Raw genomic sequence first — 25,324 nt, 5'->3', positions numbered from 1 at the left:
GGCCTCGACCGCCGGAGCTACTTGTCGAGGAACTTCTCGAAGCCCTTCGGGAGCTTGAGGTCCTTTAGCTCCTCCTCGGGCTCCTGCGTCCCGAACGCGTTGCCGAGCGCGGCCTCCCGGGCCTTGTCCGCGCGCTCGACGGCCGCGCGCTCCTGCTGGGCGCGCTTGGCGGGATTGCCGCTCTTGCCCTTCTTCTTCACCTGCTTGGCGGGGCGCTTGCCGCCGCCCGCACCACCGGGCATGCCCGGCATCCCGGGCATCCCGCCACCGCGACGCATCTGCCGCATCATCTTCTGCGCACCCTGGAAGCGCTCCAGCAGCTGGTTGACCTCCGAGACAGAGACCCCCGAGCCGCGCGCGATGCGGGCGCGGCGCGAGCCGTTGATCTGCTTGGGGTGGGTCCGCTCGAACGGCGTCATCGAACGCACCATGGCCTCGACCCGGTCGAACTCGCGCTCGTCCAGGGCGTTGAGCTGGTCCTTCATCTGGCCCATGCCGGGCATCATCTGCAGCAGCGACTTCAGGTTGCCCATCTTCTTGATGGCCGCCATCTGCTCCAGGAAGTCGGTGAAGGTGAAGTCCTCCTCCGCCATGAACTTGCGGTGCATCTCGGCCGCCTGGCGACGGTCGAACGCCTTCTCCGCCTGCTCGATGAGCGTGAGGACGTCGCCCATGTCGAGGATGCGCGAGGCCATCCGGTCGGGGTGGAAGACCTCGATGTCCTTGGTCTGCTCACCGACCGAGGCGTACATGATCGGGCGGCCGGTCACCGACGCGACCGACAGCGCCGCACCACCGCGGGCGTCACCGTCCAGCTTGGAGAGCACGACGCCGGTGAAGTCCACGCCGTCCTGGAAGGCCAGCGCGGTGTCGACGGCGGCCTGCCCGATCATCGCGTCGATGACGAACAGCACCTCGTCGGGCTGGATCTCGTCGCGGATGTCGCGGGCCTGCTGCATGAGGTTCTCATCGACCGCGAGGCGGCCGGCGGTGTCGACGATGACCACGTCGTACCCGCGGACCTTCGCCTGGCCGACACCGGCCTTGGCGACCCACACCGGGTCGCCGAAGGACTGGGTGCCCTCGCCGGAGGAGGTCACGGCGTCGTGGCCGCCGATGTTGCCGCGCTCGGGGGCGAAGCAGACGACCTCGGCGCGCTCGGCGACGACCTCCAGCTGGGTGACGGCGTTCGGACGCTGCAGGTCGGCCGCGACCAGGAGCGGGTAGTGACCCTGGTCCTTCAGCAGCTTGGCGAGCTTGCCGGCGAACGTCGTCTTACCGGAGCCCTGCAGGCCCGCGAGCATGATGACCGTCGGCGGCGTCTTGGCCAGCCGCAGCTGACGGGTCTCCCCGCCCAGGATCTGGACCAGCTCGTCGTTGACGATCTTGACGACCTGCTGGCCGGGGTTCAGCGCCTGGCTGACCTCCGAGCCGAGGGCCCGCTCGCGCACGCCGCGGGTGAACTCCTTGACGACCGGGAGGGCGACGTCGGCGTCCAGGAGGGCCATCCGGATGTCGCGGACGGTCGCGTTGACGTCGGACTCGGACAGGCGTCCCTTACCGCGCAGGTTCTTGAAGGTCGCGGTCAGACGGTCGGACAGGCTGGTGAACACGGAGGTCAAGCCTAGTTCAGCCCGGGACCGGATCCGTCACGGCGCCACCTAGGACCCGTGGTCACCGGCTCACCACGCCGTCGCAGGCGTCCATGAGCGCCCCGATCAGCTGGGCGACCATCGGTGGAGCCACCGGCCGGTCCCCTGCGCCGGTCACGTAGAACGTGTCGAGGGTCTGGCCCGCGTACGTCGCCACGTGCGCGCTGCGGACGCCGAGCCCGAACCGCGCGAACGTCATGCCGATGTCGCGCAGCAGACCAGGCCGGTCGGCCGCACGGACCTCCAGCACCGTGGCGTCGTCGGAGGCGTCGGGGACGACGGTCGCCCGCGCTCCCGCCTCACCCGGCCGACGCTGCGCACCGGAGCCGCGCCGCTCCAGCGAACGCAGGGGTCCACGGTCGCCCGTGGACAGCTGCCGCAACCCCCGGGCGAAGGCCTCCGGGGAGGGCAGGTCACCGTCCGGCACCTCGACGTACCACGTGTCGGCGGCCAGCCCGTCGTGCGTGCGCAGCCGCGCCGAGCGCACCACCGCGCCGTACGCGGCGAGCAGGCCGGCCGTGTCCGCGAAGAGCCCGAGCCGGTCCCGGTCCGCGACGTCCACCCGCGCGCCGCCGTCGATGACCGACACGGTGACGTACGGGTCCCCGACGAGCAGGTTCTCCAGGGCGACGGGCGTCAGGACCTCGGAGGCGTCCGACGGCTCGGCCGGTACGACGCGCCGGCCGGACAGCATCTCGCGCGCGCGAGCGGTGAGCTCCTGGACCAGCCTGGCCCGCCAGCTGGTCCAGGCCGTGGGGCCCGCGGCGAGCGCGTCGGCCTCGGTGAGCGTGCGCAGGTGCTCGAGCAGGTCAGCCCGCTCCTCGACGGTGGCGACCAGCGCCCGGACCGTCTGGGGGTCCTGCGGGTCGCGGCGGGTCGCGAGGTCGATCAGGCTCAGGTGCTCGCGTACGAGCAGCTCGACGGCGTCCACGTCCTCGGCGCTGAACCCCATCCGGGCCGCGATGGTCGCCGCGACGGGGGCTCCCTCCACCGCGTGGTCGTGCACGCCGGCGATCTTGCCGATGTCGTGCAGCAGCGCGGTGACGAGCAGGAGGTCGGCCCGGTCCACCTCACGGCGGCGGGCCGCGGCCTCGACGACCGTCTCGACCAGGTGGCGGTCCACGGTGTAGCGGTGCACGGCGTTGCGCTGCGGACGGCTGCGGACGGCCTTCCACTCCGGGATCCACCGGCCGATGACACCGGACATGTCCAGCGCCTCCCACACCTGGACCAGGCCCGGGCCGCTGGCGAGCAGGTCGAGGAAGGCGTCGCGGACGGCGTCCGGCCACGGGGTCGGCAGCGGCCCGACGTCGCGGGTGAGGTTGGCGACGGTGGTCGGACCGAGCGGCAGCTCACGACGCGCGGCGGCTGCGGCGGCCCGCAGGAGCAGGAGCGGCTCGCCGCTGGGGATCAGACCGCGTCCGAGGACCACCTCGCCGTCGTGCTCGAACAGGCCGTACCCCAGCGGGATCAGGACGGGCCGTCGCGGACCCACCCGCAGCGTGCGGGCGCGCTGGGACTGGGACGAGCGGCGCATCGTGCTGTCCAGCGCGAAGGAGACCGCCCGCGCCGAGGAGACGACACCGGTCAGCATCGCGTCCGCGTCCGGGTGCCCGAGCAGGGCCGCCACGGCGTCCTGGTCCTCCCGCCCGAGCCGGTCGCGCCCCCTCCCCGTGACCACGTGCAGCGCGTCGCGCACGTCCAGCAGCCGGTCGTGCGCGGCGTCGACCTCACCGTGCGGCCGGTCGGCGAGCCAGGCCGCCGTGAGGGCCCGCAGCAGGGTCATGTCGCGCAGCCCGCCGCGCGCCTCCTTCAGGTCGGGCTCGATGGAGGTGGTGAGGTCGCCGTGCCGCTCGTGCCGCTGCCGCATCGTCTCGACCAGCTCGGGCAGCCGCTTGCGGGCGTTGGAGCGCCAGTCGTGGGCGATGCTCTGCCGGACACCCGACACCACCACCGGGTCCCCCGCGATCCACTCCAGGTCCAGCAGGCCGACCGCCGCGCTCAGGTCCTGCGCGGCGACCTGCCGGCACTCCCCCAACGTGCGGACGGAGTGGTCGAGCCGGGCGCCGGAGTCCCAGACCGGGTACCAGATCCGCTCGGCGAGCGCCGTGACGTCCTCGCCGCGGATGCTGCGACCGTCGTGCAGCAGCACCAGGTCGACGTCACTGAGAGGGCCGCTGTCGCCGCGCGCGAGACTGCCGACGGCCGCGAGCGCGACACCCTCCTCCCGTGCGCCGAGCACCTCGCGCGCTCCGGTGTCCCAGACCTCGCTGAGCCAGCGCCGGCTGTGCTCCGTCAGCCGCCGGCGACGCTCCCGGCCCGCGCCCGGCCGGGTGAAGTCGCGGGTGGCGGCCAGGTCGAGCCTGGTCGTGGTGTCCAGCGCTGACGTGTCCATGGCGGGCTGACCTCTCTGCTCGGGCGGGGGCGCTCGTGTGCCGCGAGCGCCGGGGGAGGTCGGCGGAGCCCGAAGGGGGGCGGGAGGGGCTCCGCCGACCGGTGGCGGCGCGTACGGATCCGACGATGTCCCCGTACGCGCCGCCACGTCTGTCACAGGGCCGTGGCCCCGCGCTCTCCGGTGCGGACCCGGACGACGTCGTCGACGGGCACCGTCCAGACCTTGCCGTCGCCGATCCGGCCGGTCTGGGAGGCCTTCACGATGACGTCGACCACGGAGCCCGCGTCCATGTCGTCGACGATGACCTCGAGGCGCACCTTCGGGACGAAGTCGACGGTGTACTCGGCGCCTCGGTAGACCTCGCTGTGGCCGCGCTGGCGGCCGTAGCCGCTGGCCTCGCTGACGGTCATGCCGGCGATGCCGTACGCCTCGAGCGCCTCCTTCACCTCGTCGAGCTTGAAGGGCTTGATGATCGCGGTGATCAGCTTCATGCGTTGACCTCCTCAGCGGGCTCGCGCGACAGCGGGGTGCTGCCGGCAGGGGCGTGGCCGAAGCGGCTGCCGCCGCCGAACGCCCCGAAGTCGTAACCGGACTCGGCGTGCTCGGCCTGGTCGATGCCGGCCACCTCGTCGTCCTCGGCGATCCGCCAGCCCATCACGGCCTTGAGCGCCAGCGCGATGACGGTGGTCATGACGGCGGTGAACAGGACGGCGCTGAGGGCGACGGCGGTCTGGATGCCGAGCTGACGCCAGCCGCTGCCGTAGAACAGGCCGGTGTCGGTGGCCAGCAGGCCGATGCCGATGGTGCCCCACAGACCGGCGACCAGGTGGACGCCGACGACATCCAGCGAGTCGTCGTAGCCGAGCTTGTACTTCAGACCGACGGCGAAGGCGCACAGGCCACCGGCGACCGCGCCGAGGACCAGGGACCCGACGGGCGAGAGCGCGGCGCACGCGGGGGTGATCGCGACCAGCCCGGCGACGACACCCGAGGCCGCGCCGATGGAGGTGGCGTGCCCGTCGCGGATCTTCTCCACGACCAGCCAGCCGAGGATCGCGGCGCACGTGGCCGCCGCGGTGTTGATCCAGGCCAGGGCGGCGACACCGTCGGCGCCCAGCTCGGAACCGGCGTTGAACCCGAACCAGCCGAACCACAGGATGCCCGCGCCCAGCATCGTCAGCGGCACGTTGTGCGGGCGCATCGGGACCTTGCCGAAGCCGACCCGCTTGCCGACCAGGACAGCGAGCACCAGGCCGGCCATACCGGCGTTGATGTGGACCACGGTGCCGCCGGCGAAGTCGATCGGGCCGTACTCGGTGGAGCCGTCGGCGGCGAGCTTGCCGAACCAGCCGGCGGCGCTCAGCTTGCCGCCACCCCAGACCATGTGGGCCAGCGGGAAGTAAACGAGCGTCACCCAGATACCGGAGAAGACCAGCCAGGTGCTGAACTTCACCCGGTCCGAGAGCGCGCCGCTGATCAGCGCGACGGTGATGACGGCGAAGGTCAGCTGGAACCCGGCGAACACCGCGGTCGGGATGTTGCCGACCGACCACAGGATCGGGTCGCCGGCCTTGTCGTTGATGGCACCGTTCAGCCCGAACAGGTCGAGGGGGTTCGCGAAGAACCCGCCGATGCTGTGGGGGCCGAAGGACATCGAGAAGCCCCACAGCACGTAGATCACGCCGACGACGCCGAGCGCGCCGAACGACATCATCATCATGTTGAGGACGGACTTCGACCGGTTCATCCCGCCGTAGAACAGCGCGAGACCGGGTGTCATCAGCAGCACGAGCGCGGCGCTGGTCAGCATCCACGCGGTGTTGCCCACATCCAGCGTCGGCGCCTCGGCGGCGGCCAGGGATACGTAGGTCATGGGCCGACACTGTGGTCGGCGACCGTTTCACCGGGCGTGCGCTCGTGTTACGTCGATGTTGCGGCGTCCCCTCCCAGGTAAACCCTCGGTGTCACGGGGCCGATCGTCCCACGGTGCGAGACGGGTGATACTGGAGCGGTGACGGCGAACCTGCTGCTCTCCCCTCCCGCCCCGCTGCGCAAGGCCCACGACGTCCTGCGCCACCGGGCGGCCATGGCGCTGCAGGGCCGCGTCGCCGGTGACGACGCCGTCGGCCGCGCGGACCGCATCTGGGGTACGCCCGGAGACCGGTGGTTCACCCCGCAGGACCCGGTGTGGCGCGTCCACCACGACGCCGCGATGTTCGTCGGCGGCCTGCGGGCGCTGCTGGTCCAGGCCCTGCACCCGCTCGCCCTGGCCGGGGTGACCGACCACTCCGGCTACCGCGGCGACCCCTGGGGCCGCCTGCAGCGCACCAGCAACTTCATCTCCACGACCACCTTCGGCACGGTCGAGGACGCCGAGCGACTCATCGCTCGGGTCCGGGGCATCCATCAGCGGATCCGAGGCACCACGACCGACGGCCGGGCCTACCACGCCGCCGACCCGCACCTGCTCGGCTGGGTCCACGCGGCCGAGGCGGAGTCCTTCCTCGCGACCTACCAGGCCTACGGTCCCCGACCGCTGACCACCGAGGAGGCCGACACCTACGTCGCGCAGATCGGCTCGGTCGCCGCGCGGGTCGGCGTGGTCGACCCGCCGCGCACCGTCGCCGACCTGCGCCGGGTGCTCATGTCGTACGACGGCGAGCTCGAGGGGTCACCGCTGGCGCGCAGCACGGCACGGTTCGTGATGCTCGAGCCTCCGATGTCGGTCGCGGCACGCCCCGCGTACGCGCTCCTCGTGAGCGGCGCCGTGGCGACACTCCCCGACCGCTACCGCGAGCTGCTCGGCATCTCACTGCCGCCTGGTGGTCTGCGGGTCCTGGACGCCGGTGGCCGGCTCGCCGCGTCGGGCGTCCGCTGGATGCTGAACGACCCGCCGGTACGACGGGCCCGCAGTCTGCGCGCCTGAGCTCAGGACGAGCAGGTGGGCGCCTTCGCCAGCGCGGCGCTCGCCCGGGAGTACGCCGCCAGCTCGGGCTGGGCGGCCCGGACCATGCCGCGCCACGTCGTCATGTAGCTGCTGAAGTCGCGGCCCGCCTCGTCGTGCGGCTTGGACTTCATCATGTCCAGGTGGTGGGACCACCCGCTGTTGATCGGCCGTGCCGTCCGCGCCAGGTCGGCCAGCGCGGAGGCGCGGGACCGACAGCCGTTCGCCCCGGCCGTGCCGGTCGGCACGCGCCCGCACGCGCCCGACCGCGAGGTGTACGTCCGGTCCGCCGCGGCGAACGCACTCACATCGCTCGGCCCGAGCTTCTTGGAGTCGGCCCACCGCTGCTTGGCGGTCGCCTCACTGATGCGCCCGGCGTCGACCGCGAGCTGCGCCTGGGTGTGGGTGCCGTAGTGCGCCGCCGAGGACGCGGCCGCCCGAGCGAGCGCGGTGCCTGCACCGACCTCGCCGCGGCACGCATCGATCGCCGCGACGGGCGAGGGACCGGAGGTGGACGAGGTCGCGGCGCCCGGGCTCGGGATGGTCGTGGAGCTCGTCCCTGCGGTGGGGCTCGCCCCGGCACTCGAGCTCGGGACGACGGCAGACGTGCTCGCAGGCGGGCTGATCGTCGTCGGAGCGCCTTGACCGCTGGAGTCGTCGCCGTCCCACAGGCCGAGTCCCGCCGCTGCGCCGACAGCGAGCAGCAGCACCGCGATCGTGAGCAGCGCTGGGACCAACCATCGTCTGCCGCTCCCCGACGCGGCATGCCTCCCGGACATGAGCCATACAGTGACACGCGCCTGCCCCGGGGTCCAGGAAGGTCACGATCTCATCACGAGGCGTGGCACCGCGCGGGCGGTCGATCACTCGCGACCTCAGTCCAGGACGGCGTCGACGAAGGCGGCGGGGTCGAACGGCGCGAGGTCGTCCGGACCCTCGCCGAGACCGACCAGCTTGACCGGCACGCCGAGCTGGCGCTGCACCGCGACGACGATGCCGCCCTTGGCCGTGCCGTCGAGCTTGGTGAGGACGATGCCGGTGATCTCGACGACCTGCGCGAAGACCTCCGCCTGCCGCAGGCCGTTCTGACCGGTGGTGGCGTCCAGCACCAGCAGGACCTCATCGATCGGGCTCTGCTTCTCGATGACGCGCTTGATCTTGCCCAGCTCGTCCATCAGGTTCGCCTTGTTGTGCAGCCGTCCGGCGGTGTCGACCAGGACCACGTCGGCCTCGGTCTCGGCGCCGCCCTTGACCGCGTCGAACGCGACCGCGGCCGGGTCGGCCCCCTCGCGCTCGGAGCGGACCGTCGGCACCCCGACCCGCTCGCCCCAGGTCTGCAGCTGGTCGGCGGCCGCCGCCCGGAAGGTGTCGGCGGCGCCGAGCACGACGTCCTTGTCCTCGGCCACCAGCACGCGGGCGAGCTTGCCGACCGTCGTGGTCTTGCCGGTGCCGTTGACGCCGACGACCAGGACGACGGCGGGCCGCCCGGCGACCCGCGTCGCCGCGATCCGGCGGTCCATGGTCGGGTCGACCTGGGCCAGCAGCTCCTCGTGCAGCCAGCCGCGGACCTGCTCCTCGTCCGCGACGCCGTCGACCTGGACCCGCTTCTTGAGCGCGTCCACGACCTCCGTGGTCGCCTCGACGCCGAGGTCGGCCTGCAGCAGGGTGTCCTCGACGTCCTCCCAGGCCTCGTCGTCCAGCTTCCCGCCGGCGAGCACCGCGAGCAGCGCCTTGCCCAGCGCGGTGTTGGAGCGGGACAGGCGCTCGCGCAGGCGCACCATCCGCCCGCGAGCGGACTCCGGGCGTTCGACGGTCGGGACCGGCGGCTCGACGAGCTCGGGCTCGGCCTGCGTCGACGGCGGCTCGGCCGGTGGCTGAGCAGGCGGTGCCGTCGGTGTCGCCGACCCGGGGCGGTCGATCGTGCCGACCCCGCCGCTGGTGTCGATCCGGGCGCCCGGGCCAGGCTTGTAGGTGTTGGCCTTGGGCGGAGTGCGCTCCGGCTGCGTCGGCGCCGACGGTCGGGTCGGCAGCTCCTTGGTCCGGCCGCCCCTGCCACGCAGCAGGCCGACAACCAGGATCAGGCCCGCAATCGCTGCGAGCGTGATGACGGTCAGGATCACCCAGAGCTCATCCACGCGGCCCATCATGGCAAAGGGTCAGGGTGCACAGCACCCGTGCGCCGACGACGGACGTCGACGCTGCGGCGAAGCCGGGGGTTACTCGCCCGTCTCGGTGCGCTGCGGCGACGCGGAGACCTTGCTCCTGGCGGACCCGACCACGGTGCCGGTGGCGTCCTTGGCCCCCTCGACGACCTTGTCCGTGCGCCGGGCGACCCCCGCGACGACCTGCTCGCCGCGCGGGGTGAGCACCTGCTTCCCGTCCCGTCGGGCAGGCACGGCGACGACGCCGACGACGGCTCCACCGAGAACGACACACAGGACCATCGACAGAATCAGCCACACCATGCGCCAAGTGTGCTCACTCGCGCCCGGAAGCCCAAACCGGCACGCCCGTCGCCGGACAGGACGCACCGATCACCGGCAGCCGGCCGCGTCTGCCGGTCATCAACCGACGGCGGCGGCCTCCGCGGGCGCGCCCTCGGGCTCCTGGTCCATGTCCGCCGTGACGGGGGTGCCCGCCGACATCGTCGGCGTGCCGTCGTCCCTGATGTCGCGCAACCGCTGCGAGACGACGGTGGTGATGCCGTCGCCGCGCATCGAGACGCCGTACAGCGCGTCGGCGACCTCCATGGTCCGCTTCTGGTGCGTGATCACGATCAGCTGGCTGGAGTCGCGCAGCTCCTCGAACAGGGTGATCAGCCGGCCGAGGTTCGCGTCGTCCAGCGCCGCCTCGACCTCGTCCATGATGTAGAACGGGCTCGGCCGGGCCTTGAAGATCGCGACGAGCAGCGCGACCGCCACCAGCGACCGCTCTCCACCGGACAGCAGCGACAGCCGCTTGATCTTCTTGCCCGGGGGCCGCGCCTCGACCTCGATGCCGGTGGTGAGCATGTCGCCCGGGTCGGTGAGGACGAGGCGCCCCTCGCCGCCTGGGAAGAGTCGCTCGAAGACACCCTCGAACTGCGCCGCCGTGTCGGCGAACGCCTCCGCGAAGACGCGCTGCACCCGCTCGTCCACCTCGGCGACGATCGAGAGCAGGTCCTGCTTGGAGCTGCGCAGGTCCTCCAGCTGCTCGGTGAGGAACTTGTGCCGTTCCTCCAGCGCCGCGAACTCCTCCAGCGCCAGCGGGTTGACCCGGCCCAGCTGGCCCAGCTTCCGCTCGGCGCTGCGCAACCGCTTCTCCTGCACCTCGCGCACGAACGCCGACGGCTCCGGCAGGTCGTCGGGGTCGTCGTCCGGGCCGGCGACGTACGGGACGAGCTGGTGCGGGCCGAACTCCTCGACCAGCACCTGGGGGTCGATGCCGTGCTCCTCGACGGACTTGGTCTGCAGCGCCTCGATGCGCAGCCGCTGCTGAGCACGGGCGACCTCGTCCTTGTGGACGGTGTCGGTGAGGTCGCGCAGCTCGTCACCCAGCGTGCTCACGCGACTCCGCACGTCGGCCAGGACCCGGTCGCGCTCGGCTCGTTCCCGCTCGACGGTCGTGCGCCGGTCGGCGGCCACCTCCAGCAGCCCGCCGACAACCGCCACGGTGTACGCAGCGCCCCGGCCGACCGCCGCGGCCACGGCCGCCTGCTGCTGGCGTCGCTCGCGCCGCGCCCGCGCCTTCTCCCGGGCGTCCAGCTCGGACCGGACGGCGGCCTCCAGGCCGTCGGCGCGTCCGGCCAGGGCGCGGGCCCGCTCCTCGCGGGTCCGCAGGGTGAGGCGCAGCTCGGTCTCCGCCGTCCGCGCCTGGGCCGCCTCGACGGCCAACCGGTCGCGGTCGTCGGTGCTCGGCTCGGCCTCCGCCGGCTCCTCCTCCGCGGCGGTGAGCCGCGCCTGCAGCTCCTCCAGCTCGCTTCGGTTGGACTCCAGCGCCTCCTGGGCCTGCGCGACCGCACGCTCGTGGCGCTCGCGCTCAGCGCCCGCGGAGCGCATCACCTGACCGAGCTGACCGAGCTGCTCGGCGACGGCGGACATCCGGGCGTCGGACTCGTGCAGCCGTTCCAGCGCGGCGTCCGCCTCCTCGGCGAGCGCGCGGACCGTCTCGGCGAGCTCGGCCGCCTTGAAGCGCGCCTGCTCACCGCGCCGGGTGGCGTCCGCCACCTGGTCCCGGGCGTCGTCCATCGCCGCCTGCAGCTCGATCAGGCTCGGTGCCGCCGCGGAGCCGCCGCGGACGAAGCCGGGCGCGAAGACGTCGCCCTCGGCGGTCACCGCGGTCACGGCCGGCTCGTCGTCCAGCAGCCGCCTGGCCGCCTCGACGTCCGGCACCAGGGCCACGCGCTCCAGCAGCTGCTCGATCGCCGGACGGAGCCGGTCGTCGCAGGTCACGACCTCCCGCGCCCAGAAGACACCCTCCGGCAGTCGCGGCCACCCGGCCGGGTCACTGCTGCGCGCGGTGCTGCCGGTCAGCAGCACGGCGCGGCCGGCGTCCTGGTCGCGCAGTACGCGCAGGGCCCGTGCCGCGACGTCGACGCCGTCCGTGACGACCGCGTCCGCGGCCCAGCCGAGAGCCGCGGCGAGCGCGGCCTCGTGGCCGTCGGTGACCTGGACCAGCGTGGACAGCGAGCCGCGCAGCCCGGCCAGCGGTTCATCGGCCCCCAGCAGCGTCGCGGCGCCGTCCTGGCGTCGCAGGCTCAGCGCGAGCGCGTCGACCTTGGCCTGCGCGCTCTCGCGGTCTCGGGTCGCGGAGCGCTCGGTCTCGCGGACGCCCTCGTGCTCGGCATGAGCCGTCTCCAGCCGCTCCTGCACCGACTCGTACGCGTCGTCGAGCCCCTCCTCGCCCTCCTCGTCCTGGGCGATGGTCGCCTCCAGGGCCGCGAAGTCGCGCTCGGCCGCGGTGGCGCGGCGGGCGGCGTCGCCGATGGTCTCCTGCAGCCGGCCCAGCTCGGACTCCCCGGCCTCCAGCCGGCTGCGGCGGGCGCCCACCTGGCCCTGCAGCTTGGCCAGGCCCTCCCGACGGTCGGCGGCCGCGCGCGCCAGCCGGGCGAGCCGCTGCTGCTCCTCCTCGTGCGCGCGCTCCAGCTCGCCACGGCGCTCGACCGCCTCCTGCAGCGCGAGCGTCGCCTGCTCGATCTCCGTCCGCGTCGAGCTCTCCTGGGCGCGCAGGTCGGCGGCCTGCCGGCGCAGCTGCTCCGGGTCGCGGCCGGGGCGAGTCTGCTCGTCCTCGTCGTCCTCGGCCAACAACCGGACGCGCTCACCCGCAAGGCTCGCCGTGGCCTCCAGCCGCTCCTTGAGCGAGCTCAGCGCGAACCAGTGGTTCTGCACCGTGCTCAGCATCGGGGCGGCCTCGGCGGCCTCGCGCTCCAGCCGGTCGAGCTCGGCGCGTACGGACGCGAGCCGCCGCTCGACCTGGGTGCGCTGCTCGATGAGGGCGGTCTCGTCGGCCATCTCCTGCTCGAGCGTGCTCGTCAGCTGGACGAGGTCGTCGGCGAGGAGCCGCAGCCGCGCGTCACGGACGTCGGTCTGGATGACCGCGGCCTTGCGAGCGGTCTCCGCCTGCCGACCGAGCGGACCCAGCTGGCGGCGGATCTCGCTGGTCAGGTCGTTGACGCGGGTGAGGTTGCCCTCCATCTGGTCCAGCTTGCGCAGCGCGCGCTCCTTGCGCTTGCGGTGCTTCAGGACGCCCGCGGCCTCCTCGATGAACCCGCGGCGCTCCTCGGGCGTCGCCCGCAGCACGGCGTCGAGCTGGCCCTGGCCCACGATGACGTGCATCTCCCGGCCGATACCGGAGTCGGACAGCAGCTCCTGGATGTCCAGCAGCCGGCACGAGGTGCCGTTGATGGCGTACTCGGAGCCGCCGTTGCGGAACATCGTCCGGCTGATCGTGACCTCGGTGTAGTCGATCGGCAACGCACCGTCGGTGTTGTCGATCGTCATCGTCACCTCGGCCCGGCCCAGCGGCGCGCGGCCGGGGGTACCGGCGAAGATGACGTCCTCCATCTTGCCGCCGCGCAGGCTCTTGGCGCCCTGCTCGCCCATCACCCAAGCGAGGGCGTCGACGACGTTGGACTTGCCCGACCCGTTGGGGCCGACGATGCAGGTGATGCCGGGCTCGAGGCGCATGGAGGTCGCCGAGGCGAAGGACTTGAAGCCCTTCAGGGTGAGGCTCTTGACGTACACGAGCGGCGCATCCTCCCAGATCGCGATTCCGGTCACTGTAGCCGTGGGCGTACGGCGCTCCCGGGACCCGGGCCGCGTGGCCTCGCGGTGCCGACGGGGGCCGGACCCGCCGGCTGAACGTCGACGAGCTGCCTCCCGGCGAGCTGTTGCCGGCTTTTCGCCCGTCTCGTTCCGGGTGGGACACTTCGATAGTGAGCACGACACCGACGCAGGGCACCGATCTCGCCGACGAGCACGTCGAGCGATGGGCCCGGCTCTTCACGGACGAGGACGGCTTCGACCGTGAGGTCGAGGGCGCTCTCGTGCGCATGGACAAGATGATCCAGCTCTCCGACGGGCGGCTGCGCGACCTGCTGTCCGACGACCCGCTCTCCCACGAGGAGTTCAAGACACTGCACCACCTGCTCGGCAGCGACGACCAGGGGAAGGCAGCGACGCCCGCCCAGCTCGCGGACCGGGTGGGAATCACGCGGGCCGGCATGACCAGCCGCATCGACCGCCTCGTCGCCCGCGGAATGGTGACCCGGCGCGAGGACCCGGACGACCGCCGCAGCATCCTGATCGAGGCGACGCCGGCGGGCCGGGAGGCCTGGGACCGCGTGGTCCACGACTGGGCGGCCCAGGAGAAGGCGCTCTTCCGCGGGCTGACGATCACCGAGATCACGCGCCTGAACGCCCTGCTGCGCAAGGCGTTCCTCGCGCACGACTGAGACTCGGCGGGTCACGGGTTCCCACCGCGCCTAGAGTCGGGCCGGTGACGACCTGGACCGACGCCGACGTCCCCGTGTACTGGCGCGGCCTCGGACTCCCCGGGCTGGCCGACGTCCACGTCCACTTCCTTCCCCAGGGGATGCTGGAGAAGGTGTGGTCGTACTTCGACCGGGCCGAGCAGGTGACGGGCCGCGCCTGGCCGATCACCTACCGGTACGACGAGACGCGCCGGCTCGAGATCATCCGCGCGCTGGGCGTCCGGTCGGTCCCGGCACTCACCTACCCCCCACAAGCCGGGCATGGCCGCCTGGCTCAACGCGTGGTGCGCCGACTTCGCCGCACGGGTCCCGGACGCCGTCCACTGCGCCACGCTGTACGCCGAGCCGGACGCGCCGGCGTACGTCCGGTCCGCAGTGGAGTCGGGGGCACGGTTGTTCAAGGTGCACGTGCAGGTCGGCGAGTTCGCGCCGGACGACCCGATGCTGGACGACGCCTGGGACACGTTGCAGCAGAACCAGATTCCCGTCGTCATCCACTGCGGCTCCGGTCCGCACCCGGGTACTCACACCGGAGTGCCGCCGATCCGTCGCCTGCTGACGAGGTTCCCGCGGCTGACCCTCGTCATCGCCCACGCCGGGCTGCCCGAGTACGACGAGTTCGCAGATCTGGCAACGGAGTTCGCGAACGTCCATCTCGACACGACCATGGTCGGCACGGACTTCACCGAGTCGATGGCGCCCATGCCGCCCGGTTACCCGGCACGGCTGCGGGACCTGCAGGACAAGGTCGTCCTGGGCAGCGACTTCCCCAACATCCCCTACCCGTACGCCCATCAGATCGAGGCGCTCGACCGGCTCGACCTCGGGGCCGACTGGATGCGGTCCGTGCTGTGGCACAACGGCGCGCGCCTGCTCGGCCTGACCTGACCCGGCGGGTCGCGAGGTCGACACGGTGGCGTCGACCGACCGCTCGCTAGGCTGACGGCATGCCGCGCCGCACCCGTCACGCCGTCGTCCTCCTCACCCTCTCCGCCGGACTGCTCTCCGCCTGCGGTGACAGCTCGCCCCAGGTCAGCTCAGCGCAGCCGAGCGCTCCGTCATCGAGCTCCAGCTCCAGCTCGAGCAGCACCGCTGCCGAGACCCCGAGCAGCACGTCGTCCAGCAGCTCCAGCGCCGCTCCGACGACCACGAGCACCTCCTCCTCCCCGTCCTCCGCCGCCCCGTCGACCTCGGTCGCGCCCGCCCAGGGGGCGCGGATCACCGGCACGAAGCGGGACTACTCCTTCTCGGCGCCCAAGGGCTGGAGCGACGCCAAGGGCAAGGTGCCGAACGCCGACGCAGTGGCCATCAACTTCCTCGACCGCGACGGCTTCGCCGACAACATCAACGTCATCCGGCAGGAGGGCACGGGCGGCACGACGCTGGACCTGGTCGAGCTCGCCTCCAAGCGGCAGCTCGAGGCGGCCGGCGCGAAGAACGTCAAGGTGCTGCCGCGGACCACGGTCGCGGGCACCGAGGCGTCCCGCACGAGCAGCGCTCTCACGAGCGGTACACAGAGCTACCTGATCGACCAGGCGTACATCCTGCGCGGCAAGAACTCCTACGTCGTGACGTTCTCGTTCAGCCCCTCGGTCAGCGAGGCGGACCGGAACAAGGTCATCGCGCCCGTGCTCGCCAGCTGGAAGTGGAGCGCCTGACCGACGCAGCGACTCAGCCCCGGGCGGTCAGCACCAGCGGGCCGTCGGGGGTGATCGCGATCGTGTGCTCGGAGTGCGCACCCCGCGAGCCGTCCCGGCTGCGCAGCGTCCAGCCGTCGCGGTCGGTGTAGATCTCGTCCGTGCCCTGCATGAACCAGGGCTCGATCGCGATGACCAGGCCCGGCTGCAGACGCAGACCGCGCCCGGGGCGCCCGTCGTTCGGCACGTGCGGGTCGCCGTGCATCGTCCGGCCCACGCCGTGACCGCCGAACTGGGTGTTGACCCGGTAGCCCGCGGCGTGGGCGACCTCGGCGATCGCTGCGGAGATGTCGCCGATCTTGCTGCCGACCTGGGCCGCGGCGATCCCTGCCTCCAGCGCGTGCTCGGTCGTCGTGATGACCTTCTCGTCCTCGGGCCGAGGGGTGCCGACGACGACCGACAGCGCGGCGTCGGACACCCAGCCGCCGACCGCGGCCGCGAAGTCCACGGACAGCAGGTCGCCGTCGCGCAGGACGTAGTCGTGCGGCAGGCCGTGCAGCACCGCGTCGTTCACCGAGGTGCACAGCACCTTCCCGAACGGGCTGGCACCGAAGCTGGGGTGGTAGTCGATGTAGCACGACGTGGCTCCGGCGTCCCGGATCATCTGGTGCGCCAGGGCGTCCAGCTCCAGGAGATTCACGCCGACCGCGGCCTTCTCCTTCAGCGCGGTCAGCACGGAGGCGACGAACCGGCCGGCCGGTCGCATCGCCTCGATCTCCTGGGGCGTCTTCAGCTCGATCACCGCTCCACCGTATGCCCCGGCCGACAGGGCATCCGGCGGGAGGTCGGTGGCTACTCCGCCAGCCAGGCCGCGTACGCGTCGAAGGTGTAGGCGCGGCCCAGGAAGTTCGACACCAGCACGGCGGCGTCTTTCGAGCCGCCCGGCACCAGCACCCGGTCGCGATACCGCTGGGCGACGGCGGGCGCGAACAGGTCGTCCCGGTCGAACGCGGAGAACATGTCCTTGGCGATCACCAGCGACCACATGTACGTGTAGTAGCCCGAGCTGTAGCCGTCCAGGTGCCCGAACGCGGTGTGCATGTGGGTGCCGGCCAGGTACGGGAACATCGAGTACTTCGCCTGCAGCTGCCGGAGGCGCGCGGTGAGGTCGCCGTGCCGGGCGACGTGGAAGTCCAGGCTGACGGCCGCGTAGAACATCTGGGTCCTGGCCTGGAAGCCCTTGCCGAAGTCGTCGGCCTCGCGCATCCGGTGCACCAGGTCGGCGGGGATCGTCTCCCCCTCGGCGTTCGTGGCGAAGGTCGCGAGCACATCGGCGTCCCAGGCCCACTCCTCCAGCATCTGGCTGGGCGCCTCGACGAAGTCCCACTCGGTCGCGACACCGGAGAAGGTCATCCACTCCTGCTCCCCCGCGAGCACGTGGTGGACCAGGTGGCCGAACTCGTGGAAGAGCGTCACGACCTCGTCGTGCTCCATCAGACCGCGGTTGAAGTTGCAGACCAGCACACCCTCGGGCAGCTGGCGGTCCCGCACCCCGCGGACCAGGTCGAACTGCGCCGCGTGCTTGTACTTGCCCTCGCGCGGGTGCAGGTCCAGGTAGATGCGGCCGATCCGGCGGCCGTCGCGCAGCACGTCGTACGCGGCGACGTCCTCGTGCCAGACGGGCGCCTCGACCTGCTGCCAGGTGAGCCCGAAGAGGCGACCGGTGACGTCCAGCAGGCCCTGCCGCACCCGCGTGAAGTCGAAGTACGTCCGGACCAGCTGGCCGTCGACGGCGTACTGCTCGCGCCGCACGACCTCGGAGTAGTACTGCACGTCGGAGGCCTCGACGGCGGTCGCGCCCGGCTCGTCCTGCTGCTTGCGCGTCAGCAGCACCTGGTGGTCGCGCTGGGCGCTCGGCCCGGACAGCTCGGTGATGCGGTCGATGAACGCGCCGATCTCGGAGCCGGCGCCGATCATCTTCACCTCGGCGTCGTAGTCGGCCCACGTGTCGTAGCCGAGGACCGAGGCGTGCTCGGCGCGCAGGGCGAAGAGCCGCTGCAGGACCGCGTCGTTGGCCGGCCAGCCGACGGTGAGGAACGCCTCGGCCATCGCGAGCCGCGTCTGCGGGTCGTGGGCGAAGGTGCGGACCGGGATCGCGTCGGGGTAGTCGGTCGTCACGGTCACCCGGCCGTCCTCGCCGGCGGGGTGGGAGTCCAGCCAGTCCTGCGGCAGGCCCGCCAGCTGCTCCGGCGTGACCGTGATGGTGCGGACGTCCTCGCGGATGTTGCGCCCGAACTCCTGACCGGTGAGCAGCTCCTGCTCGGCGAGCTCCTTCAGCCGCGCCCGCACGCCCTCGTCCCGGTCGACGCCGGAGCGACGGAAGTCCCGCAGGGCGCGCTCGTGCAGGCGTCGCGCGGACGGCTCCAGCGCGTCGGTGGCCACCCCGCTGACGATGTCGAACAGGTCGCGGTCGAGGCCCAGGTCGGTGGAGAAGGCGTCCACGCGCTGCATCGCCGACTCGGCTGCCTCCCGCACCGCGGGCTGCGGGTGCACCTCGGCCATCAGCGAGGAGACGGAGCCGGCGTTGCCGAGCGCGATCGCGATGTCGTTCCACTGCTGCAGGACGTCGGTCGCGGAGGTGGGCGGCGCGGCCTTCAGCCGGTCCACCAGCTGGCGCGCACGGTCGAGCTCGCCGTCGCAGCGGTCGGTCAGCCAGGTCAGGGCGTCGTCAGCGGCGGGCAGGGCGAGCGCGTGCAGATCGGTCACCCGCGCACACTACGTCGAACCCCTGACGATGTCGCCGGACTTGTGGCCGTGCGCCGCACCGTCCGGGGTCGCGGCTGGCAGCGCGGGCAGGAGAAGGAGGAGCGGTTCATGAACGCCTCACGCCGCATCGGACGCCCGCAGCGCCGGCACGGCTCACCCTCGCGACCGTAGGCGTTCAGCGACCGCTCGAAGTAGCCGCTAGCACCGTTGACGTTGACGTACAGGGCGTCGAAGGACGTACCGCCCTTCCCCAGAGCCTCGCCCATGACGTCGCGGGCGTGGTCGAGCAGCGCCGACAGCACCGGCTTGGTGAGCGCGTCCGTCATTCGCTCACCGTGCAGCCGGGCGCGCCAGAGCGCCTCGTCGGCATAGATGTTGCCGATGCCCGAGACCAGGGACTGGTCCAGCAGGGCGCGCTTGATCTGGGTGTGGCGGGCCTTCATCCGGCGGACGACCGAGGCCTGGTCGTACGCCGTCTCCAGCGGGTCCGGGGCGATGTGGGCGAGCGTGGAGGGTATGAGCGCGTCGGCGCCGGCGAACGTGTCGGTCACGAGGTCGTCCAGGTAGAGGCCGCCGAAGGTGCGCTGGTCGACGAACCGCAGGTGCAGGCCCTCGCTGCCGTCGGGGTCCCGGAGCGCGAGCACCGCGTGGGCGTGCTTCTCCAGGGGCGCGTCGGCGGGCTCGACCAGCATCTGGCCGCTCATGCCGAGGTGGGCGATCAGCGCGGTCTCGTCCGGGTCGCCGTGGCCGGCTGCGTGGTCGGCGAGCTCCAGCCACAGGTACTTGCCGCGGCGCCGCGCGGCGACGACGGTCGTCCCCGTCAGCCGGTCGGCGAGGTCCAGCGGCCCGGCCAGGTGCCGCCTGGCGACCCGATGGCCACGGATGTCGACCGCCACGACGGACCGGCCGACCACATGGTCGGCCAGGCCCCGGCGGACGACCTCGACCTCGGGCAGCTCAGGCATCGGCGGACGGAGCGACCGCCTCGTCGGCCCGGGCAGCCATCTCGTCCGGCGCGACGGCCGGCTCGTCCGGCTGCTGCAGCGCCTTCCAGGCCCGCTCGGCGGCCATCTGCTCGGCGCCCTTCTTGTTGCGGCCCACACCGCGACCGAGCTCCCGCTCGCCCACCAGGACGACCGCGGTGAACTCCTTGTCGTGGTCCGGACCCTCGTCGGTGACGACGTACGACGGCACGCCGAGGTCGGCGGCCGCGGTCGCCTCCTGCAGGGAGGTCTTCCAGTCCAGGCCGGCGCCCAGGCCGGCGGCGGTCGCCAGCAGCGGGTCGATCAGGTGGTGCACCAGCCGGCTCGCGGCCTCGATACCGCCGGCGAGGTAGACGGTGCCGATGATCGACTCCGTCGTGTCGGCGAGGATCGAGTCCTTGTCCCGGCCGCCGGTGATCGACTCGCCGCGTCCGAGCAGCACGAAGTCGCCGAGGCCGAGGCCGCGGGCCACAGCGGCGAGGGCGCGCGAGTTCACGACCGAGGCGCGCAGCTTGGCGAGCTGGCCCTCGGGGAGGTCGGGGTGGGTGCGGAACAGGGTGTCCGTCACGACCAGTCCGAGCACGGCGTCCCCGAGGAACTCCTGGCGCTCGTTGTGGGGTACGCCGCCCTGCTCGTAGGCGTAGGAGCGGTGCGTCAGGGCACGCAGAAGCAGCGGCTCGTCGATCACCGTCCCGGAGACCTCGGTGAGGATCCGGGACAGGTCAGCGACGGGCCGCTGCGTTGCTTCGTGCCGCTGCGACTTCTTCGTCGGCGGGGTCACGGCAGCGGGGGGATCAGCCCTGGTGCTCGCTGCGCTCGGCCGAGCTGTAGTGACGGCCGGCGTACGTACCGCAGGAGGGGCAGGCCAGGTGCGGCTGCTTCAGCGCGGAGCACTGCGGGCAGGCCTGGGTGGCCACGGCGGTCGCCTTCCAGTTCGCCCGGCGCGACCGGGTGTTGGAGCGCGACATCTTCCGCTTCGGGACAGCCACGTCAGTTCCTCTTCTTCTCGTCGTCGGAGGCGTCCTGGTCGCTCAGCGCGGCCAAGGCACCCCATCGGGGGTCCAACTTCTCGTGGTGGTGGTCCGGGTCGTCCGCGAGACGCGCTCCGCACTCGGAGCACAGTCCCGGGCAGTCCTCCCGGCACACCGGCTGGAACGGCAGTGCTGGCACCACCGCATCCCGCAGCACGGGCTCCAGGTCGGCGAAGTCGCCGTCCAGCTCCCGCAGGTCGTCGTCGTCCTGCTCCGCGGCCACCTCGTGGTGGTGCGCGGCGCGGTCGGCGTAGGCGAACAGCTCCTGAACCGGCACGTCCACCGCAAGGTGGACGTCGTCCAGGCACCGCACGCAGGCGCCGGTCGCGGTGGCGCGGGCCGAGCCGGAGATCAGGACGCCCTCCATGACCGACTCCAGCCGCAGGTCCAGCTCGATCGGCTGGCCCTCGGGGACGGCGATCACGTCGGTGCCCAGATCACTCGGAGCCTCGACAGTGCGCTGCAGCTCGACCATCTGACCGGGTCGCCGACCGAGCTCTCTGGTGTCGAGCACCAGGGGTCGGCGGGTATCGGCAGGCGTCATCGGGCTACTCACGTCATATCGGGGTGGCTCGGTACACGTCACGACGACGTAGACCGACGCACAAGGTTACCGGAGGCCCTGCCCACGGCCCAAATGCAGCCGTCGTGGCCGTCTCGGCCGACCACCTCGGGCACACTGGCCGGCGTGACCAGCGCCCCGCGGAGCCGTCTCGCCGTCCTCACCAACCCGAACGCCGGGCACGGCAAGGGCGAGGACGCCGTCGCTCCCGTCCTGCAGATGCTGCGTGCCCGGGGCGTCGAGGTCGACCACGTCACGGGCTCCAGCCGCGAGGACGCCGCGGCCCGCATCCTCGCAGCCGCTGCGCAGCGTCCCGACGCCATCCTCAGCGTCGGCGGCGACGGCACCCACGGGCTGGCCGTCCAGGCGGCCGCCGCCACCGGTGTGCCGCTCGCGATCGTCCCGGCGGGCACCGGGAACGACCTCGCGCGCGTCATCGACCTCCCGCTGAAGGACGTGTCCGCCGCCGTCGACGTCGCGCTGGAAGGGGAGGCGGCGCCGTTCGACCTCGGTCGGGTGACCACGGCGGACGGCTCCTCGCGCTACTTCGCCACCATCGCGATGGCGGGGTTCGACTCCCTCGTCGCCGACCGGAACAACGCCCTGCGCTGGCCGAACGGACGTGCTCGGTACGTCCTGTCGATCGGCGTGGAGTACCTGCGGCTACGGCCGCGCCAGTTCCGCCTCGTCATCGACGACGAGGTGATCGACGGCGCGCTGATCCTGGTCGCGGTCGGCAACACCCGCTCGTACGGCGGGGACATGCGGATGTGCCCGTCCGCCGACCCGCACGACGGGCTGCTGGACGTCACGGTCATGCACACCGTGCCGTACCCCCGCCTGGAGCTGCCGACCGTGCTGCCGAAGATCTTCACCGGGACGCACGTCGACCACCGCGCGGTGCGGACCCACCGGGGCAAGCGGATCGAGATCATTACCCCCGACATGAACGCGTACGCCGACGGGGACTGCGCCGGACCGCTGCCGGCCGTGATCGAGGCGGTGCCGGACGGGCTCTCGCTGATCACGCCCTGACCGGCGCGGCGGACTCAGCCGCGCAGCCGCTCCAGCAGCGGCTGCAGGACCGGCTCGGGCACCATCGCGGAAACGTCGGCGCCGTGGCTCGCGATCAGGCGGATCAGCGAGCTGGAGTAGTGCCCCAGCCGCGGATCGCCCGGCAGCATCAGCGTCTCCACGCCGGTCATCTCGCGGTTCATCAGGGCCATCGGCAGCTCGTAGTCGTAGTCGGCGTCCCCGCGGATCCCCTTCAGGAGCACGCCCGCGTCGACCTGCTCGCACACGTCGACCACCAGCGCCTTGCCGAAGCCCTCGGCCCGGACGTTGGGCAGGTGGGCGACCGACTTCTCGATGAGCTCCAGCCGCTCCTGCGGCGAGAACGTCCCGTGCTTGTCCGGGTTGTACAGCAGCGCGACGACGACCTCCTCGAACAGCGCGCTCGCCCGCGTGACGACGTCCAGGTGCCCGTTGGTCATCGGGTCGTACGAACCGGGGCACACGCACCGTCGTGGGTTGCCGCTCATCTGCGCCTCGCTCTGCCGGCTCGTGGGTCGGGCGCCGGACGGCCGCCGCGACGCCGCCCTCGACCCTAGTGCGCCTCAGGCGATCTCGCCCTCGGGGAGGTACTCGGCGAACCACATGACCGTCTCGCCGTACCGCCGCGGGCCGATCAGCTCCACGTCCGCCGGCCAGGTTGGCTCGGGCGAGCGGGAGGAGCGCTCGATCACCAGCAGGGCGTCCTGCACCAGCCACGGGACCACCAGGGCCAGCACCCGCTCCAGCGACGTCTCCTCCACGTCGTACGGCGGGTCGGCCAGGACCAGCTCGACCGTGCGCTCGCTCGGCGCTGACGCGAGCACGCGCTCGACCGGCTCGGCGCGGACCTGGCACTGGCGCAGCCCGAGATCGGCCACGTTGCGCCGGATCACGGTGGCCGCCCGGCGGTCCGCCTCGACGAGCGTGACGGCGGCCGCGCCACGGCTGGCGGCTTCCAGGCCCAGGGCCCCGGAGCCGGCGTACAGGTCGAGGACCACCGCGTCCTCCAGGACCTCGAGGTGCTCCAGCCGGGAGAAGAGCGCCTCGCGCACCCGGTCGGTCGTCGGCCGCGTGCCGGCGCCGGGTGGAGTCTCGATCCGCCGGCCGCCGGCCGTCCCGGCGATGATCCGCGACATCAGCCGCGCTCCAGGAACGCGGCCTGCTCGTCGTCCAGCCGGCTGCGGACCAGCTCGGCGAGCGCCGGGTGCCGAAGCAGGTCGGGGTCCTCGGTGACGAGCGCCCCGGCGTCCTCGCGGGCCTGCTCGATCAGCTCGATGTCCTTGGCGTGGGTGAGGCGCAGCAGCCGCAGCCCGGAGCGCCGCCCGCTCTGGCTCGCCCCGAGCACGTCGCCCTCCCGCCGCAGCTCCAGGTCGAGGTCGGCCAGGGCGAAGCCGTCCGTCGTCCCCGCGACGGCCTCCAGCCGCGCGACCGTGTCGGGGTTGTCCGACTCGGTGACCAGCAGGCACAGGCCGCCGGCCGAGCCTCGCCCGACCCGACCGCGCAGCTGGTGCAGCTGGGAGATGCCGAACCGGTCGGCGTCCAGCACGACCATGGCGGTGGCGTTGGGGACGTCGACGCCCACCTCGATGACGGTCGTCGACACCAGGACGTCGACCTCGCCGGCGCCGAACGCGCGCATGACGGCGTCCTTGTCCTCGGGCGTCATGCGGCCGTGCAGCATCTCGACCCGGAGCCCGCGCAGGGCCGGCTCCTCGCGCAGCCGCTGCAGCGTCTCGTAGACCCCGTGCAGCTCGCGCGGCGTCTCGGCCGGCTCCTCGTCGGCGTACTCCTCGGCGTCCGTCTCGACCTCGACGTCGCTCTCCCGGGCGCCGTCGTCGGCGTCGCCGATGCGCGGACACACGACGTACGCCTGATGACCGCGGCCGACCTCCTCGGCGAGGCGGGTCCAGGCTCGCTCCAACCACGCGGGCCGGGACGCCGGGACCACGTGCGAGGCGATCGGCTGCCGGCCCCTCGGCAGCTCGGTGAGCGAGGAGGTGTCCATGTCGCCGAAGACCGTCATCGCGACCGTACGAGGGATCGGCGTCGCAGTCATCACCAGCACGTGCGGAGGCCGAAGTGCCTTGCTGCGCAACGCATCTCGCTGCTCGACCCCGAACCGGTGCTGCTCGTCGACGACGACGAGGCCGAGGTCGGCGAACATGACCTGGTCCTGGATCAGGGCGTGCGTCCCGATCACGATGCCGACCGGACCGGTGGCGATGTCGAGCAGGACCCGCTCGCGCTGGCCGCGGGACATCGACCCGGTCAGCAGGGCCACCCCCGTGGCGTGCTCCGCGCCCCCGAGCATGCCCGCCTCGGCGAGGTCGCCGAGCATCGCGCGGATCGAGCGCTCGTGCTGCTGGGCCAGGACCTCCGTGGGAGCGAGCAGCGCGGCCTGCGCGCCGGCATCGACAGCCGCGAGCATCGCCCGGAGCGCGACGATCGTCTTGCCCGAACCCACCTCCCCCTGCAGGAGCCGGTGCATCGGCCGGCTGCGCGCCATGTCCTCGGCGATCTCCTCGCTGACCCGCTGCTGGCCCGGCGTCAGCTCGAACGGCAGCCGTTCGTCGAAGGCGGCGAGCAGGCCGCCGGCCAGCGGGCGCCGCGGGACGGCCTCCTCCGCGTCGTACCGGTGCCGGCTCTGGGCGAGGGCGGTCTGCACGACCAGCGCCTCGTCGTACCGCAGGCGTCGCTTGCCCCGCCCCACCTCGGCCATCGAGCGCGGCAGGTGCAGCAGCCGGTACGCGGTGGGCTGGTCGACCAGGTCGCGGCGGTCCCGCACGTCCGGCGGGACCGGGTCGTCGGCGTCGTCGAGCTGGTCCAGCACCAGGCGCATCGACTGGGTGAGCTGCATGTCGGTGACGCCCGGGATGTTGAGGTAGAGCGGGACGAGGCCGCCCTCGTACACCGTGTCGTCCTCGCCGTCGACGAGCGTGTAGTCCGGGTGCGAGAGCTGCCACCCGCCGCGGTAGGCGTCCAGCTTGCCGCGGAACAGGGCGCGCACCCCGGGCAGCAGGCGGCTGTCGTGCCCGTACGCGCGGAAGAACACCAGGCGCGCGGTGGTCCCGTCGGCGTCCTGGATCACCGCCTCGAGCATCCGACCCCGGCGGTTGCGCATGCTGCGGGTCTGCGCGGAGACGACGGTCGCGACCAGCACGGCCGTCTCGCCGACGGTGAACTCCGACAGCCGGCCGGAGGTGTTGGCGTCGATGTAGCGCCGCGGCAGGAACTCCAGCAGGTCCCCCACCGTGCCGAGCCCGCGGGCCTTCTCCAGCTTCTTGGCGGCATCGCCCAGGACCCGGACCAGCCGGGTCGACCGCTGCACGCC

Annotated in this window: 22 protein-coding genes; 5 read left to right on the top strand and 17 right to left on the bottom strand. The window is 72.6% G+C overall.

Annotated features, from left to right (window positions below; translation table 11 throughout):
- Window positions 1–17: 17 nt before the first annotated feature.
- The 4 genes from ffh to P4R38_RS06040 form a co-directional block, all read right to left on the bottom strand.
- Window positions 18–1,613: a signal recognition particle protein gene (gene ffh, locus P4R38_RS06055; RefSeq protein WP_275240790.1), complete on the bottom strand. Its 1,596-nt coding sequence runs from the start codon at window positions 1,611–1,613 to the stop codon at window positions 18–20.
- Window positions 1,614–1,674: 61 nt separating this feature from the next.
- Window positions 1,675–4,047, bottom strand: coding sequence for a [protein-PII] uridylyltransferase (locus tag P4R38_RS06050; RefSeq protein ID WP_277191448.1), 2,373 nt, complete (start codon window positions 4,045–4,047; stop codon window positions 1,675–1,677).
- A gap of 152 nt (window positions 4,048–4,199) precedes the next feature.
- Window positions 4,200–4,538, bottom strand: coding sequence for a P-II family nitrogen regulator (locus P4R38_RS06045; RefSeq protein WP_277191447.1), 339 nt, complete (start codon window positions 4,536–4,538; stop codon window positions 4,200–4,202).
- On the bottom strand, window positions 4,535–5,920 hold the full coding sequence (locus P4R38_RS06040; RefSeq protein WP_277191446.1) for an ammonium transporter: 1,386 nt from the start codon (window positions 5,918–5,920) through the stop codon (window positions 4,535–4,537). Before P4R38_RS06040 ends, P4R38_RS06045 begins: the two co-directional genes overlap by 4 nt.
- Before the next feature lie 138 nt (window positions 5,921–6,058).
- On the opposite strand from P4R38_RS06040, the gene P4R38_RS06035 reads away from it, so the two are divergent.
- Complete coding sequence (locus P4R38_RS06035) at window positions 6,059–6,973, top strand: oxygenase MpaB family protein (RefSeq protein ID WP_277191445.1); 915 nt, start codon at window positions 6,059–6,061, stop codon at window positions 6,971–6,973.
- A 2-nt stretch (window positions 6,974–6,975) separates the two neighbouring features.
- Here P4R38_RS06035 and P4R38_RS06030 read toward each other — a convergent pair whose 3' ends face one another.
- The 4 genes from P4R38_RS06030 to smc all read right to left on the bottom strand — a co-directional run bounded on the left by P4R38_RS06030 (window position 6,976) and on the right by smc (window position 13,212).
- Entirely contained in the window at window positions 6,976–7,770 is a 795-nt protein-coding gene (locus P4R38_RS06030) for a hypothetical protein (protein WP_277191444.1), read from the bottom strand.
- A gap of 96 nt (window positions 7,771–7,866) precedes the next feature.
- Complete coding sequence (gene ftsY / locus P4R38_RS06025; protein WP_275240784.1) at window positions 7,867–9,135, bottom strand: signal recognition particle-docking protein FtsY; 1,269 nt, start codon at window positions 9,133–9,135, stop codon at window positions 7,867–7,869.
- A 72-nt stretch (window positions 9,136–9,207) separates the two neighbouring features.
- Window positions 9,208–9,456 (bottom strand): hypothetical protein, encoded by a 249-nt coding sequence (locus P4R38_RS06020; RefSeq protein ID WP_275240783.1) that lies wholly within the window; start codon window positions 9,454–9,456, stop codon window positions 9,208–9,210.
- A gap of 99 nt (window positions 9,457–9,555) precedes the next feature.
- The gene (smc, locus tag P4R38_RS06015) at window positions 9,556–13,212 is read right to left on the bottom strand and encodes a chromosome segregation protein SMC (protein WP_277191443.1); all 3,657 of its coding nucleotides are present in this window, start codon (window positions 13,210–13,212) and stop codon (window positions 9,556–9,558) included.
- 191 nt (window positions 13,213–13,403) lie between these two features.
- Here smc and P4R38_RS06010 point away from each other — a divergent pair, with 191 nt between their 5' ends.
- The 3 genes from P4R38_RS06010 to P4R38_RS06000 all read left to right on the top strand — a co-directional run bounded on the left by P4R38_RS06010 (window position 13,404) and on the right by P4R38_RS06000 (window position 15,619).
- A complete protein-coding gene (locus P4R38_RS06010) occupies window positions 13,404–13,922 on the top strand; it encodes a MarR family winged helix-turn-helix transcriptional regulator (protein ID WP_277191442.1) in 519 nt (172 codons plus the stop codon).
- A 300-nt stretch (window positions 13,923–14,222) separates the two neighbouring features.
- Window positions 14,223–14,849 (top strand): amidohydrolase family protein, encoded by a 627-nt coding sequence (locus P4R38_RS06005; protein ID WP_346770743.1) that lies wholly within the window; start codon window positions 14,223–14,225, stop codon window positions 14,847–14,849.
- Between the two features lie 59 nt (window positions 14,850–14,908).
- Window positions 14,909–15,619 (top strand): hypothetical protein, encoded by a 711-nt coding sequence (locus P4R38_RS06000; protein WP_277191440.1) that lies wholly within the window; start codon window positions 14,909–14,911, stop codon window positions 15,617–15,619.
- 13 nt (window positions 15,620–15,632) lie between these two features.
- Here P4R38_RS06000 and map read toward each other — a convergent pair whose 3' ends face one another.
- The 6 genes from map to P4R38_RS05970 are packed head-to-tail and all read right to left on the bottom strand — an operon-like array spanning window position 15,633 to window position 20,922.
- Entirely contained in the window at window positions 15,633–16,400 is a 768-nt protein-coding gene (gene map, locus P4R38_RS05995) for a type I methionyl aminopeptidase (protein WP_277191439.1), read from the bottom strand.
- A 50-nt stretch (window positions 16,401–16,450) separates the two neighbouring features.
- A complete protein-coding gene (locus tag P4R38_RS05990; RefSeq protein WP_277191438.1) occupies window positions 16,451–18,364 on the bottom strand; it encodes a M3 family metallopeptidase in 1,914 nt (637 codons plus the stop codon).
- Window positions 18,361–19,329: a bifunctional DNA-formamidopyrimidine glycosylase/DNA-(apurinic or apyrimidinic site) lyase gene (gene mutM / locus P4R38_RS05985; protein WP_277191437.1), complete on the bottom strand. Its 969-nt coding sequence runs from the start codon at window positions 19,327–19,329 to the stop codon at window positions 18,361–18,363. Before mutM ends, P4R38_RS05990 begins: the two co-directional genes overlap by 4 nt.
- Complete coding sequence (gene rnc, locus P4R38_RS05980; protein ID WP_277191436.1) at window positions 19,322–20,128, bottom strand: ribonuclease III; 807 nt, start codon at window positions 20,126–20,128, stop codon at window positions 19,322–19,324. Before rnc ends, mutM begins: the two co-directional genes overlap by 8 nt.
- Window positions 20,129–20,141: 13 nt before the next feature.
- Window positions 20,142–20,336: a 50S ribosomal protein L32 gene (gene rpmF / locus P4R38_RS05975; protein WP_275240773.1), complete on the bottom strand. Its 195-nt coding sequence runs from the start codon at window positions 20,334–20,336 to the stop codon at window positions 20,142–20,144.
- A 1-nt stretch (window position 20,337) separates the two neighbouring features.
- Window positions 20,338–20,922, bottom strand: a complete 585-nt coding sequence (locus P4R38_RS05970) for a YceD family protein (RefSeq protein ID WP_275240772.1) — start codon at window positions 20,920–20,922, stop codon at window positions 20,338–20,340.
- 144 nt (window positions 20,923–21,066) lie between these two features.
- On the opposite strand from P4R38_RS05970, the gene P4R38_RS05965 reads away from it, so the two are divergent.
- Window positions 21,067–21,975: a diacylglycerol kinase gene (locus P4R38_RS05965; protein WP_277191435.1), complete on the top strand. Its 909-nt coding sequence runs from the start codon at window positions 21,067–21,069 to the stop codon at window positions 21,973–21,975.
- A gap of 14 nt (window positions 21,976–21,989) precedes the next feature.
- Here the strand turns inward: P4R38_RS05965 and coaD are convergent, their stop codons facing one another.
- From coaD to P4R38_RS05950, 3 genes are all read right to left on the bottom strand, one after another.
- Window positions 21,990–22,481: a pantetheine-phosphate adenylyltransferase gene (gene coaD / locus P4R38_RS05960; RefSeq protein ID WP_277191434.1), complete on the bottom strand. Its 492-nt coding sequence runs from the start codon at window positions 22,479–22,481 to the stop codon at window positions 21,990–21,992.
- A 75-nt stretch (window positions 22,482–22,556) separates the two neighbouring features.
- Window positions 22,557–23,129 carry a 16S rRNA (guanine(966)-N(2))-methyltransferase RsmD gene (gene rsmD / locus P4R38_RS05955; protein ID WP_277191433.1) on the bottom strand — a complete coding sequence of 191 codons (573 nt, stop codon included), beginning with the start codon at window positions 23,127–23,129 and terminating at the stop codon, window positions 22,557–22,559.
- Entirely contained in the window at window positions 23,129–25,321 is a 2,193-nt protein-coding gene (locus tag P4R38_RS05950) for an ATP-dependent DNA helicase RecG (protein WP_346770742.1), read from the bottom strand. Before P4R38_RS05950 ends, rsmD begins: the two co-directional genes overlap by 1 nt.
- Between the last annotated feature and the right edge of the window lie 3 nt (window positions 25,322–25,324).

The sequence above is a fragment of the Luteipulveratus flavus genome (assembly GCF_029439465.1).
GTDB lineage: Bacteria > Actinomycetota > Actinomycetes > Actinomycetales > Dermatophilaceae > Luteipulveratus > Luteipulveratus flavus.
The sequence above is the reverse complement of the archived record's forward strand: the minus strand, read 5'-3'. Positions and strand labels throughout refer to the sequence as shown.